The 13486-nt window shown below is 39.9% G+C and carries 11 protein-coding genes and 2 pseudogenes; 12 read left to right on the forward strand and 1 reads right to left on the reverse strand.

Going from position 1 to position 13486, the window contains the following annotated elements; translation table 11 throughout:
• Positions 1-9 precede the first annotated feature (9 nt).
• The 12 genes and pseudogenes from JCM9157_RS09275 to JCM9157_RS09330 all read left to right on the forward strand — a co-directional run bounded on the left by JCM9157_RS09275 (position 10) and on the right by JCM9157_RS09330 (position 12288).
• Positions 10-1677, forward strand: coding sequence for a GspE/PulE family protein (locus JCM9157_RS09275; protein ID WP_035664106.1), 1668 nt, complete (start codon positions 10-12; stop codon positions 1675-1677).
• A 7-nt stretch (positions 1678-1684) separates the two neighbouring features.
• Positions 1685-2731 (forward strand): type IV pilus twitching motility protein PilT, encoded by a 1047-nt coding sequence (locus tag JCM9157_RS09280; protein WP_035664108.1) that lies wholly within the window; start codon positions 1685-1687, stop codon positions 2729-2731.
• A 20-nt stretch (positions 2732-2751) separates the two neighbouring features.
• Positions 2752-3969, forward strand: coding sequence for a type II secretion system F family protein (locus JCM9157_RS09285; RefSeq protein WP_035664109.1), 1218 nt, complete (start codon positions 2752-2754; stop codon positions 3967-3969).
• Positions 3970-4099: 130 nt separating this feature from the next.
• On the forward strand, positions 4100-5203 hold the full coding sequence (locus JCM9157_RS09290) for a hypothetical protein (protein WP_035664110.1): 1104 nt from the start codon (positions 4100-4102) through the stop codon (positions 5201-5203).
• A 325-nt stretch (positions 5204-5528) separates the two neighbouring features.
• Complete coding sequence (locus JCM9157_RS09295) at positions 5529-6101, forward strand: Maf family protein (RefSeq protein WP_035664112.1); 573 nt, start codon at positions 5529-5531, stop codon at positions 6099-6101.
• 53 nt (positions 6102-6154) lie between these two features.
• Entirely contained in the window at positions 6155-6841 is a 687-nt protein-coding gene (gene radC / locus JCM9157_RS09300) for a RadC family protein (protein WP_035664113.1), read from the forward strand.
• A 182-nt stretch (positions 6842-7023) separates the two neighbouring features.
• The gene (locus JCM9157_RS09305; protein WP_035664114.1) at positions 7024-8064 is read left to right on the forward strand and encodes a rod shape-determining protein; all 1041 of its coding nucleotides are present in this window, start codon (positions 7024-7026) and stop codon (positions 8062-8064) included.
• Between the two features lie 42 nt (positions 8065-8106).
• Positions 8107-8950: pseudogene (mreC, locus tag JCM9157_RS09310) on the forward strand (rod shape-determining protein MreC).
• A gap of 64 nt (positions 8951-9014) precedes the next feature.
• Positions 9015-9470, forward strand: coding sequence for a rod shape-determining protein MreD (gene mreD / locus JCM9157_RS09315; protein ID WP_052013041.1), 456 nt, complete (start codon positions 9015-9017; stop codon positions 9468-9470).
• Positions 9471-9637: 167 nt separating this feature from the next.
• Positions 9638-10321, forward strand: a complete 684-nt coding sequence (minC, locus tag JCM9157_RS09320; protein ID WP_035664115.1) for a septum site-determining protein MinC — start codon at positions 9638-9640, stop codon at positions 10319-10321.
• 126 nt (positions 10322-10447) lie between these two features.
• Positions 10448-11242 carry a septum site-determining protein MinD gene (gene minD, locus JCM9157_RS09325; protein WP_035664116.1) on the forward strand — a complete coding sequence of 265 codons (795 nt, stop codon included), beginning with the start codon at positions 10448-10450 and terminating at the stop codon, positions 11240-11242.
• A gap of 521 nt (positions 11243-11763) precedes the next feature.
• Positions 11764-12288 (forward strand): MogA/MoaB family molybdenum cofactor biosynthesis protein, encoded by a 525-nt coding sequence (locus JCM9157_RS09330; RefSeq protein WP_035664118.1) that lies wholly within the window; start codon positions 11764-11766, stop codon positions 12286-12288.
• A gap of 40 nt (positions 12289-12328) precedes the next feature.
• Here JCM9157_RS09330 and JCM9157_RS09335 read toward each other — a convergent pair.
• A pseudogene (locus JCM9157_RS09335) lies at positions 12329-13248 on the reverse strand (aldo/keto reductase).
• Between the last annotated feature and the right edge of the window lie 238 nt (positions 13249-13486).

Genomic DNA, 13486 nt, shown 5'->3' on the forward strand with positions numbered 1-13486 from the left:
CTTATACTTATGGCCACGCAAAAAAAGCGACTCGGCGATATTCTTGTTGAGTCTGGAATGATCACAGATGAACAGCTTATGAATGCATTGCAGGAGCAAAAGAAAACGGGTGCTCGTTTAGGAGATCAACTCGTTGATATGGAAGCTGTTACCGAGCAACAAATTATTGAGGTGTTGGAATTCCAACTTGGAATTCCTCACATTAATTTATACAAGCAGAAAATTGACCCGAAAATCATTGGGATTATTAATGAAGAATTAGCTCGTCGCTACCAGCTATTACCTGTTGAAAGAATCGGTGATAAGCTAACGGTTGCGATGGCAGATCCGCTTGATTATTTTGCACTTGATGATTTGCGTTTAAGTACAGGATTTCAAATTCAACCAGCTATTGCCAAAAAAGAAGAAGTTCGTTTGGCGATAAACCGTTACTACGGCATGCAAAAATCCATTGACCAAATGGTCGATGATTTAATGCCAAAAGACGATGACCCAGCGTTGCTTGAAATGCAACAATCGGATGAATCTCCAGTAGCAAAAATGGTGAATCAATTAATTTATCAAGCCGTTCAAGAGGGTGCTAGTGATATTCACATTGATGCGCTTGAAACAGAAACAATCATTCGCTTCCGTGTTGATGGCGTTTTACGTCAAGAAAGAACCGTTCCTAAAAACATGCACAACGTTCTTTCTTCAAGAATAAAGATTTTATCTGATCTCAACATTGCTGAAAAGCGCTTGCCTCAAGATGGTCGTTTTAAAATGGATTTGGATTTACGTAAGATTGATTTGCGTGTTTCGATTTTGCCTACTGTATTTGGTGAGAAAATCGTTATGCGTATTTTAGATACAGGCAATGTTTCACTCGGTATTAACCGCCTTGGTTTTTCTAGATGCAATGAAGAGAAGTTTTTGAAAATGTTAAATAGTGCGTACGGCATTATTTTAGTTACCGGTCCAACCGGTTCAGGGAAGTCAACGACGTTGTATTCAGCTTTAACGAATATTAACTCCGATGACGTCAACATCATTACCGTTGAGGATCCGGTTGAGTATCAATTAAGAGGGATTAACCAGGTACAAGTGAATGCGAATATCGGCATGACATTTGCGGCGGGTTTGCGCTCGATCCTACGTCAAGATCCTGATATCATCATGGTCGGTGAGATTCGCGATACGGAAACGGCTGAAATTGCGCTTCGTTCGGCTTTAACAGGTCACTTAGTTTTAAGTACACTGCATACAAATGATGCGGTTAGTGCGATTAGCCGTTTAATGGATATGGGAGTTGAACCGTTTCTCGTGTCTTCAGCTTTAACTGGGGTTGTCGCGCAGCGTTTAGTTCGTCGTGTTTGTTCTTCTTGTGCCCAATCGTATGCGCCGACAGAAGAACAACAAAGGCTTTATGCTGAACGTGGCTTGACTGTTGAAAAGTTAGTTAAGGGGAAGGGCTGTGCAAATTGTAACAGCACCGGCTATAAAGGTCGTTTAGCGATTCATGAAACCATATATGTGGATGATACGTTACGTGAGATGATTACGAAAAAGTCATCAGATACAGTGTATCGCCAATATGTACAAAAGCAAGGCTTCCTCAGAATGATGGAAGACGGATTTCTAAAGGCTGCTCAAGGGTTAACGACTCTTGATGAAGTGTTTAGAGTAACTGTTGAATAGAAGGTGACTGCAAATGGATATGGACAAACTGTTACACTTTGCGTTTCAAAATAAAGCTTCCGATTTACACATTACGATTGATACGACACCAATCGTGCGTATTAATGGGAAACTAAAGAAAATTGGCTCACACATTTTAACTAGAGAAGAAACAACTGCGATGGCAAAGCAAATTACATCGGACCAACAATATCAACAGTTTGATCAATCAGGAGAACTTGATTTTTCTTATGCGCTTGAAGATATTTGTCGTTTTCGTGTAAATATATACAGACAGCGCGGAGCTGTTGGGATTGTTTGTCGTGTGATTAACAGTTCGATTCCGACTTTAACGGATTTGAAGTTGCCTGCTGTTATGGAGCAATTTGCAAAGAAAACTCAAGGTTTACTTTTAGTCACAGGGCCTACAGGTTCAGGTAAATCTACGACTCTAGCTGCTTTAATTGATTATATTAATGAAAACATGAGTAAGCATATTTTAACACTCGAAGACCCGATAGAGTATTTACATGAGCATAAGAAAAGCATTATCAACCAACGTGAAATTGGCTTAGATAGTAAAGGCTTCTCTGTCGGTTTACGAGCAGCACTACGTCAAGATCCTGATGTTATTCTAGTCGGAGAGATGCGTGATTTGGATACGGTACAAACGGCGATTACGGCAGCTGAAACAGGTCACTTAGTACTCGGAACTCTTCATACGCAAACCGCTTCTCAAACGGTTCACCGGATTATTGACGTGTTCCCAGCTGAACAACATCAACAAGTAAGGATGCAGATTGCAAGCTCATTAGTAGGGGTTGTCTCACAGCGACTACTACCAACGGCAAATGATCAAGGACGAATGGCTGCACTTGAAATTCTAGTGAACAATGCTGCGATTGGAAACTTAATTCGTAGTGATAAAATTCATCAAATTTTAACGGTATTAGAAACAAGCAAACATGCCGGCATGCAAACGATCAATATGTCGGTTGTCGATTTAGTTCAAAAAGGACTTGTTACCCGTGCAGTTGCGGATGAATTTGTGCCGGGTTGGGACAAGCATGAATAAGAGAGAAAGGAGGAACACCAATGAATTTCCTCTACAAGGGAATTGATTCTAGAACGGGTAAATCAGTATCTGGCAAGTTGAGCTCAGCTTCTCATGATTCAGCTGTGAAAGAATTGAAGGGAAAAGGACTTTTCATCGCTGAACTGAACGAGCAAAAAGAAACGATCTGGAATAAAGATCTTGATATCACCATCGGACCACCTGTGAAAAATCAAGATTTCGTTATTTTCTGCCGTCAGCTTGCGACTCTTTTAAACGCTGGAACGACCATCGTTGAAGCGATTAAAATATTAGGTGAACAAGTGTCCTCAAAGAAGTTCAAGCAAACACTTGATGAGATTTACTTTGATATCCGTTCGGGAACGACTTTCTCGCAATCTTGTGCAAAGTATCCAAAGATTTTTGATAAAGTTTTTATTAATATGGTTCGTGCAGGAGAGACGAGTGGGGATTTAGAAAATGTACTAGATCGTCTTGCCACTTTTTACGAGAAAGAACGTCGTGTTCGTGAAAAAGTGAAATCAGCCATGATGTATCCAATTGCCGTTTCAATTATCGCAGTCGGAGTTGTTGTTATTCTCTTAACCGTTGTTTTACCGAGTTTATTAAACAACTTAACGTCAATGGGCGGGGAAATTCCTGTCCCAACGAAAATTGTAATGGCGTTATCTGATTTTCTCATTCATCAATGGTATGTCGCCTTATTAATTGTTGCAGCGATTATACTCTCCTTTATGGCAGTTAAGAGAAACCCTAAAGGTCAATATATGCTAGATTACGTGAAACTAAAAATACCAGTGTTCGGTTTATTGGCACAAAAAACGATTCTAGCACGTGTTACGAGAACAATGGCTTCTTTATTTGCTAGTTCGGTTCCAGTATTGCAAACATTAACGATGAGCTCTGAAATCGCGAATAATGAAGTTGTCAAAAAAGTCATAAATGAATCAAAGGAATCCCTTCGTGCTGGAGAAAGTCTATCACTTCCTTTAAGCAAAAGTTGGGTGTTTCCAAAGCTTGTTAGTCACATGGTTAAAGTCGGAGAGGAGTCTGGGCAATTAGATACGATGCTTGAAAAAGTAGCAGATTTTTACGAAGAAGAAGTAGAACAAATGGCAGCACGAATGAGTGCAATAATTGAGCCTCTAATGATTGTCATTTTAGGTGTCATCGTAGGGACGATCGTACTAGCAGCAATTCTACCAATGTTCTCGATCTATGATAATTTCGGTGGCTAACCACTAAGAACAAGGCAAATGTTATGTCTTGTTCTTTTTTTATAAAATTTTCCTTTCTGATGTTCTATCTAGTAACGATAAATAATAGAATAGAGTATACAAGTAGTGATTGAGGAAAGGAGTGATTTACATGAATCAGGATAAATATAAAATATCGGTTCGATTAAACGGCAAGGAACAAACTTTGCAAGAGCAGAAGCCAGAAAAGCTGGAAGTCGATCCAGCTGTTTTGCAGCAAGATGTTTCAAAAGAAATTGTCGCGGCCCGTGACCACGAACAAGAAGACAGAGCAGAAATCATTCCTCAACCAGATAACATCATTGATTTTGGAAGTCGGCACGAGGAAAGGGTGCGGAATGGACAACCTTTCTGGGACGATGGAAACAGAGAGAAAAGCCCGAAGCTTCCTTATAAACGCAAGAAAAAACCTTTTAGTCAAATGAAGAAACCCAAAATTCCATTTATGCTGATAGCAGCGATCTTCTCAGCCATTATAGTCGGACTTGGCTTTGGGACCGTCATTCTCACTGTTTTTACGAGTGATAATGTTGTTGTTGGAGAGGGGGATGACACAGCTGCAGTCACGGCACAAGCGTCACCAGCTGACGCTCCACCAAGTTCAGAAGGAGGCAGCTTACCGGCGTTAACGTTAGAAATTGTTCAAGGTGGGGCCTTTACTGAAATGTCTAAAGGTGAAGAAATCGTTGCTCGGATTCATGAGCAAGGATTAGCAGGAACATTAACACAAGGCACTGATCCTATTTATATGTTTATCGGAGCGGGTGGAGACCGAGCTCAAGCTACGAAAATTAGTGAACTTTATTCAGGGTATGGACAAGATACCTACTTGAAAACATACCGAGTTGAAGGCGAGAACCTTTCCGTTCAAGCAGAAGATTTATCGAACTGGTTCTCTAGCGCGATCTCTCATTATAAAGAAGTTTTGCAGTTATCAGTTGACGGATTAAGCGGAGGGTCTTTAATTACAGCAGATCGTGTAAAGCAGATTGAAGATCAAGCGGCTACACTTCAAGCAAACCGTGATCAAGCTTTTGCACACTTATCAGGAGCGTCGCAAGAACACGCTTTAAAAATGGGCGACAACCTAGTTCTAGCAGGCAAAAAGCTCTCTGAATATCAAAGTTCATCTGAAGCCGAGTCTCTATGGAAGTCACAACAAGCGTTGTTGGACGCTTTAGTGAACTATCAACAAGTAATTCAAGCGTTGCAATAGAATTAAGAGCAGCTGCTGAGTGATCAGCAGCTGTTTATTTATGATGAGAGAGCTCGTTTATCGGCAAAATTCCATTTGTGATCCAACCCTACTAATTTATGATCCGATCTAGCGAGTTTATGATCCAACTTAACCAATTTATGATCCAACTTAACCAATTTATGATCCAACTTAACCAATTTATGATCCAACTCTAACGATCATCTCACCCCTCAAGCTCGGTAGTCAGCAAACCTCACATATTTATAGTTAGTGCCGTAATAATTTGGTATTCTATTTTTGAACCTGTACAATAGAAGAAAACAATTGTAGAGGTGACCCCTTCATGAAATCTTTCATTTTAGCCTCAGGTTCCCCGAGGCGCAAAGAACTCTTACAACAAGCCCATTTATCTTTTTCAATCGAAACAAGTACCGTTGAAGAAATAGTTGAAGAAGGACTGAAACCGGAAGAAGTCGTTCAACAGCTAGCTTTACAGAAAGCGAAAGACGTTTGGTCTAAACATCCACAAGCACTTGTTCTTGGTTCTGATACAGTCGTAGCATATCAATCAGACATTTTAGGCAAGCCTGCAGATGAAAAAGAAGCAAAGGCGATGCTTGAAACTCTATCTGGAAATATTCATAGTGTGTACACGGGTGTAGCGCTTTGTTCACAAGAGGAAACAATCACCTTTTATGAAAAAACAGATGTCGAGTTTTACCCTCTATCAGAAGAGGACATCGAGATGTATATTCGCAGTGGTGAGCCGTTTGATAAAGCAGGTAGTTACGGAATTCAAGGATTCGGTGCTTTCTTAGTCAAGCGTATTATCGGAGATTATTTTGCGGTGGTTGGTTTGCCGTTAGCTAAAACCGTAAGAGAGCTCCGTAAAAGAGGGATTCACCCAAACATGTAAATAATTTCATAAAAAGCCTTTAGTTTGTCCATGATAGAAAGGAGCAAAAATCATTGCACTCTTTCCTTATACGTGATGTTCCTGAACGAGAAAGACCTCGTGAACGCTTAATTCAAGATGGAGCTAAAGCTTTATCCAATCAAGAGATCCTTGCCATTTTACTTCGGAATGGAACAAGACAGGAATCAGTTTTACAGGTTGCTGGCAGGCTCATTGCGAAGTTCGATGGCTTATACTTATTAAAGGATGCGGCGATTGAAGAGTTATGCTCGATTAAAGGAATTGGTGAAGCGAAGGCTGTTGAGTTATCGGCTGCCATTGAACTTGGCAGGCGAATTCACAGTTTAATTCCTGAAGAAAGGTATGTGATTCGTTCACCAGAAGATGTGTCCAATTATGTGATGGAGGATATGCGTTTTCTGCAACAGGAGCATTTCGATTGTTTGTATTTAAATACGAAGAATCAAGTCCTTCACCGTAAAACCATTTTCATCGGTAGTTTGAATGCAAGTATTTGTCACCCCCGTGAAATTTTCAAAGAAGCGATTAAACGCTCCGCCGCCTCGATTATTTGCTTGCATAATCACCCAAGCGGAGATCCAGCTCCGAGCAGAGAAGATATTGAAGTCACGAAACGATTAACGGAGTCAGGGAAAGTACTCGGGATTGAGCTTCTTGATCATATTATTATTGGTGACCGTAAATTTGTTAGTCTGAAGGAACAAGGGTACGTCATATAATAAGTCGGCTACAACATAAGCGGGGTACGGGTCATTTGAAGGATAGCGGCGAAAGGAAGAGAATGGTAACATAAGATTGTTGCCTTTTTTGTTTGTAAGGGGAACTTAAGGCTATTTTTTTTATCGTTTATTCGATATAATGAAGGTTATGATTTCGGTTTTGTATGAAGGGAGATACATAGATGTTTGGTGGGTTCTCAAAAGATATAGGAATTGATTTAGGAACAGCAAACACACTGGTGTATGTGAAGAGCAAAGGAATTGTTGTTCGCGAGCCATCAGTTGTTGCATTACGTACGGATACAGGCTCAATTGAAGCAGTAGGAAATGACGCGAAAAATATGATTGGTCGTACTCCAGGAAATATTGTCGCGGTTCGTCCGATGAAAGATGGGGTCATTGCTGATTTTGATACAACGGCAACGATGCTTAAGTATTTTATTCGTCAAGCGTTGAAGAATCGCTCGATTTTCACTCGGAAGCCTTCGGTTATGGTTTGTGTGCCATCAGGGATAACAGCAGTTGAAAAGCGTGCGGTTGAAGACGCGACGAAACAAGCTGGTGCGAAAGAAGCTTATACGCTAGAAGAGCCATTTGCGGCTGCGATTGGAGCAGACTTACCAGTTTGGGAGCCAACCGGAAGTATGGTTGTTGATATTGGTGGAGGAACAACTGAAGTGGCGATTATTTCCCTTGGGGGAATCGTAACTAGTCAGTCGATCCGTGTTGCTGGTGATGAAATGGATGAGGCGATCATTCAGTATGTTAAGAAAAAATATAATTTAATGATCGGAGAACGAACATCAGAAGCGCTGAAACTAGAGATTGGTTCAGCTGGTGCTCCTGAAGGCGTTGATGATATGGATATCCGTGGTCGTGATTTATTAACGGGATTGCCTAAAACTATTTCCGTTTCGGCAGAAGAAATTGCTGGAGCTCTTCAAGACACGGTGACAACGATTATTGAATCAGTTAAAAATACACTTGAGCAATCTCCTCCTGAGCTTGCTGCAGATATTATGGACCGTGGAATTGTGTTAACAGGTGGCGGAGCTTTGCTTCGTAATCTAGATCGTGTATTAAGCGAAGAAACAAATATGCCTGTACTTGTCGCAGAAAACCCGTTAGATTGTGTAGCGATTGGTACAGGAAGAGCATTAGAAAATCTTCATCTATTCCGTTCAAGGGCGGGAATTACATCACGTTCCGATCGGAAAGGGTAAGTAGGTGTAAGGCATGCTTCCTTCTTTTCAAATAAAAAATTAATTATTCTTCTCGTCAGCATCATTATTCTGGTTGCGTTAATCGGTTTTTCTAGAACAGACCGACAGCAACTTACGGGACCAGAACAAGTGATCAGAGACGCTGTTGGATGGGTGCAAACCATTTTTACGAAACCCGCATACGCTATTGCGGGTTTCTTTGAAAATGTACGGGATATTCAACACATCTACGAGGAAAATAGATTATTAAAAGCAAGATTAGATGAATATGCGCAAATCTCAGTTGAACGAAATTTGCTTAGAAATGAAAACAATACATTAAAAGATATGCTTGAACTTGATGAGAGTCTGAATGATTATTTAATGAGATCGGCCGTGGTTATTCATCGGAGCCAGATCGTTGGAGTGAGTATATTGGCTTAAACCGAGGATCCGAGCATGGAATTAGGCCGAATATGGGAGTCATAGATTCAAAGGGCGGTCTAATTGGTAAGGTGAAAACCGTAAGTGAATTTTCTTCAAGAATTCAACTTTTGTCTGATAATGATCGAACAAACAGAGTATCAGCGATGATCTCTCAAGATCAACCTGAATACGGGTTTATCGAGGGTTATGATGAAGATACAGGTTTACTTATTATGAGAAAAATTGATCTAGAGGCTGAGATAAAGAGGATGTTATGGTTGTGACATCAGGTAAGGGTGGCGTCTATCCAAGTGGTTTGTTAATTGGAGAAATTGTGAGTGTTGAGCCAGATGAGTATGGCTTAACTCAAAATGCGTACATTCGTCCAACTGCTGACTTTTTTGCTTTAGATTATGTTTATATTATTGAACGTACAAGTACAACGCTAGACCCGGAATTGCTTGAGGAGGAACCATCGTGAGTCGTTTCTATATCCCGACACTTATTTTTATATTGTTAGTGATAGAAGGACGATTTTTCAATTAGTGACACCACCTTATAATGAAATAGATGTCATGCTTGTGCCTCGCTTTGTCATCATTATGATTGTTTTTATCGGCATTCATTTTGGCCGCTTTAGTAGCATCATATATGGACTTGCCTTTGGACTCATTTATGACATCGTTTATACGCAGTTACTAGGTGTTTATATATTTGGATTTGGTTTCATCGGCTATGCGTTTGCTTATACATACAAGCAAATCCAAGATTCACTATTATTCCATTTACTTCTCATGCTAGTTGCTGTTGCAAGTTTTGAGTATTATCAGTTTGGTTTATATAAATTAATTGGTATCACAGATCTTCAAGCGAATGTATTTTTCTACGAGCGCTTTCTTCCAAGTATGCTTTTAAATTTTGCATTTGCTGTTGTCATTTATTATCCTGTGAAGGGTTTAATTTCACACGTAAGGAAACAAGCAAATCTTCGTGAAAGATAAAAAACGACAAATTCTAAGAAATTTTAGCTATTTATTCTCTTGATAAAAAGGGTTTAAGTAGTTTCATGTTGAATAAACGTATCATCACTGTTTTTTCGTTTTACTCGAGATCGTCAGTGTTAATTCTGCGAGTAGCGAAGGTGAGTGAGGCTGAGGTGGACATAACTATGGTTCAAAAAAAGCAAAATGTTACGATAAAAGGGACGAAAGAAGGATTGATCTTTATATTAGATGATCGCTGTTCCTATGAAAGCCTACTAGAGGAATTAGTAGAGAAACTTTCGTCCAAACACTATCAACAATCAGAAGGTCCTGACGTTCAAGTGAAAGTCGATATTGGTTATCGCTATCTTCAAGAAGAGCAACAGGAAGAGCTAGAAGATATTATTACAAACGGACGAAATCTGGCAGTTGAACAGTTTGAGTCACGAGTATTATCAAAAGATGAATCCGAAAAGCTTCGTCAAGAATCACAGACAGTTACTTTAATGAGAATCATTCGTTCTGGACAAGTATTAAAGGTGAATGGCGATGTTCTTTTAATCGGTGATGTTAACCCAGGAGGAACGCTAATGGCAACAGGGAACATCTATGTTATGGGTTCTCTTCGTGGGATAGCTCATGCGGGTTATGAAGGTAATTATAATGCCGTTATTTCCGCTTCTCTACTAGCGCCATCACAGTTACGAATTGCTGATGAGATTTTGCACTTTGAAACAGACAAAGAAAATGAAAAAATGATGTCTAGTGCATACTTAGATGATCAAAAAGCCATCCAAGTTGGAAGAGTTCAACAACTAGTTCAAACGCATCCTCAACTATCAAAAAATGAAAAACAATTGCTAGTTTAAAAGATAAATTTTTCTAAGCAAGTCTAATTAATGGGCTTTGCTGAAGTTTGGTTTTTATTATAAATCGTTAGTATTTATTTTATATATTGATGCTTAAAGAAAGAACTTTAGAAAGGGGTCATCAACGTGGGAGAGGCAATCGTCATTACAAGTGGAAAGGGTGGCGTCGGAAAAACAACGACGTCTGCAAATATTGGAACAGCCCTTGCGCTTTCGGGGAAGAAAATTTGCTTAGTAGATACAGACATCGGGCTCCGCAATCTTGATGTTGTCATGGGACTAGAAAATCGAATTATTTATGACCTCGTTGATGTGACAGAGGGACGTTGTAAGCTGAAACAAGCTTTAATTAAAGATAAACGCTTTGATTGCTTATACTTGTTGCCTGCTGCGCAAACAAAAGACAAATCAGCTGTTCAACCTGAGCAAATGAAAGTTGTAATTGAAGAATTAAAGCAAGAATACGATTATGTCATTATTGATTGTCCTGCTGGAATTGAGCAAGGTTTTAAAAATGCCGTAGCAGGAGCTGATCGTGCAATAGTAGTTACAACTCCAGAAGTATCAGCTGTTCGTGATGCCGATCGTATCATTGGTTTACTTGAACAGGAAGATGTTGAACCACCAAGATTAATCGTGAACCGCATTCGCGGGCACATGATGAAAAATGGAGAAATGCTTGATGTTGATGAAATTGCTTCGATCTTAGCTATTGATCTCTTAGGTATTGTTGTCGATGATGAAGAAGTCATTAAACACTCGAACAAAGGTGAGCCGATTGCTCTTCACACAACAAGTAAAGCGTCGATTGCTTATCGCAACATCGCTAGACGCATTCTAGGAGAAACCGTTCCGCTTATGTCACTTGATGAACAAAAAGGTGTTTTTGCAAAAATTAAATCATTCTTTAGTGTACGCTAAAGGTTTAGGCGCATTGGATTCCAATGCGTTTTTTCTTTGTTTTGAGGGGGAGTGTTTGTTTTTTTGGACAGAGAAGCCCTTATATCGTTGGAAAAGGGCATTTTTGACGTGTTGGAGGACAGGAGATTCCTTATTTACTGATTTTAATAGAAAAAGGAGTGTCGATTTGGTTAATAAAGGCTTCTCTGTCCGCATACAGAAGGATGAGAGCACTTTTTAGGTGAATAGCGAATCCTGTGTCCACTTACCATAATGTTCGTTGTTAGTTTATCTCTCACTCTCCATATTCAGCCAATATCAAGGATTAAGTTGTGTAAAGGTTCATGAGGAGAACTCAGTTATCATAAACTGGCTATCTGTCACTATTTGAGCTTCGTTCCAATTATTTGGTAGCTTTAGGTAACAGATGAAAATGGCTATGTTACTATATGAAAAGATCATGTTTGAGAAATTGTTCAAAGACGGAATCTACAAGCTTGTTTTGACCTTTTTGAACACTAAATTTCTAGGGGGAAAAACTAATGACGATGATGGAAGAGCATTGTGAAGAAGTAACAAAAAGTATTCGTTGTATGATTTTAACAGTAACTGATTCTTGTTCGTATGAGAATGATCCAAGTGGTGCGTTAATTAGATCGATGCTAGAAGCAGAGGGTCATTCTGTGTCTGAATATCAAATTATTAATTCGGACTACAGTTTAATTCAGCACTGGATAAAGATTGCAGCCATTCGAGCTGATGTGGATTGCATCTTAATTACAGGTGGTACAGGTATTGCTCTGCATGATACGACGCATGAGGCTGTAAGAGATAGTCTGGACAAGGAGATGCCTGGTTTTGGAGAATTGTTCCGTCACTTGAGTTTTACTGAGGAAATTGGAACAGCAGCGATCTTAAGTCGTGCTATTGCGGGTGTTCGTGATGGGAAAGCTATTTTCTCAATGCCAGGAGCAATCGGAGCTGTTAATTTAGCAATGAAGCGCATAATTCTTCCGGAAGTTGGCCATGTTATGAAAGAAATCTTGATGGATAAAGTGCGTGTTTAACCAGAGACGGCACCAGCTATAAAAAGCTGGTGCCGTTTTTCTATCTATGCGAATCGTAAACATCCGCTTTTGTATGTTGCTGTAACCAATTGAACTCTTCAACTGTTAGTTGATTATGTGTTTGAATTGCTCCTACATTTTCTTGGACTTGATCTGGTCTACTTGCCCCAGCCACAACTGATGCCACAACCGATGAAGCTAAGCAATAATGAAGGGCAACCGACTGTAAAGCTTTTCGCCGAACTTTTTATTTAGAGAGTGGCGTAAGGAGACGAGTTCATCATAATTGTAATTTAAATAACCTTTTTCTTGAATTGTTTCTGACATGTCCGAAAGGGGTCGGTTTGTTAAAATTCCTTTCGCAACGGGTCCTCTTGCGACTACACTAATTTGATTTTCAGCGAGAAGTGGGAACACTTCTTCTGGTCTTCTATCGAGTAGACTGTATTGCATCATTACACTAACAATTGAGGAACGTTTAACATATTCGCGGATAACATTTGGTCTTATTGAAGAAATTCCATAATGGCGGATTACGCCTTCTGTTTTTAATTCCTCAAATGCTTCGATCGTTTCATCAATGTTATCCTCAATCGTACCTCCATGTAGCTGGTAAAGGTCGATATAGTCGGTTTGCAAACGACGTAAGCTGTCTTTAACTGCTTGTTGAATATGTTTTTTCGACGGATCCCACGACCACCCCTGTTTTCCCTTTTCAAACTTATTTCCGGCTTTTGTCGCAATAATTAAATCTTGTCGTTTACCTTTAATAACCTCGCCGATGATCTCTTCATTGACCCCTTGATCATAAAGATCTGCTGTGTCTAGATAATTAATCCCATTGTCTAGAGCTGTCTCAATCGTTCTCTGAGCTTCACTAACGTTTGTTCCTATATTCATACAGCCGAGTCCAATTTCACTTACAAATAAATCTGAACGACCTAATTGACGTTTGTTCATATTGTTTCACTCCGTTCTGTGTGTTGAGTTATGTAGTGTCTTTATTAAGAGTTCGCTTTGATCTAGGGGAATCCTTTTTAGTATTGTACACAAAAAGGTGGAAAGAGCACCTTATTTGTATGGTGTTAAGGCTGAGAGTTGGCCCCGGCTCCGTGCGGTGCGCGCCCACTACGAGAAGATCGCTCGTAGTGGGCTTAAGATCGTTGGCACCGACTACGCTCGGGGCATAGAGTTGTAC

It is taken from the genome of Halalkalibacter akibai JCM 9157 (assembly GCF_000513135.1).
GTDB lineage: Bacteria > Bacillota > Bacilli > Bacillales > Bacillaceae_D > Halalkalibacter > Halalkalibacter akibai.

Coding starts and splice junctions, on each gene's coding strand:
- JCM9157_RS09275 (WP_035664106.1), top strand. CDS start 10: ATGGCCACGCAAAAAAAGCGACTCGGCGATATTCTTGTTGAGTCTGGA.
- JCM9157_RS09285 (WP_035664109.1), top strand. CDS start 2,752: ATGAATTTCCTCTACAAGGGAATTGATTCTAGAACGGGTAAATCAGTA.
- JCM9157_RS09290 (WP_035664110.1), top strand. CDS start 4,100: ATGAATCAGGATAAATATAAAATATCGGTTCGATTAAACGGCAAGGAA.
- JCM9157_RS09295 (WP_035664112.1), top strand. CDS start 5,529: ATGAAATCTTTCATTTTAGCCTCAGGTTCCCCGAGGCGCAAAGAACTC.
- JCM9157_RS09305 (WP_035664114.1), top strand. CDS start 7,024: ATGTTTGGTGGGTTCTCAAAAGATATAGGAATTGATTTAGGAACAGCA.
- minC (WP_035664115.1), top strand. CDS start 9,638: ATGGTTCAAAAAAAGCAAAATGTTACGATAAAAGGGACGAAAGAAGGA.
- JCM9157_RS09330 (WP_035664118.1), top strand. CDS start 11,764: ATGACGATGATGGAAGAGCATTGTGAAGAAGTAACAAAAAGTATTCGT.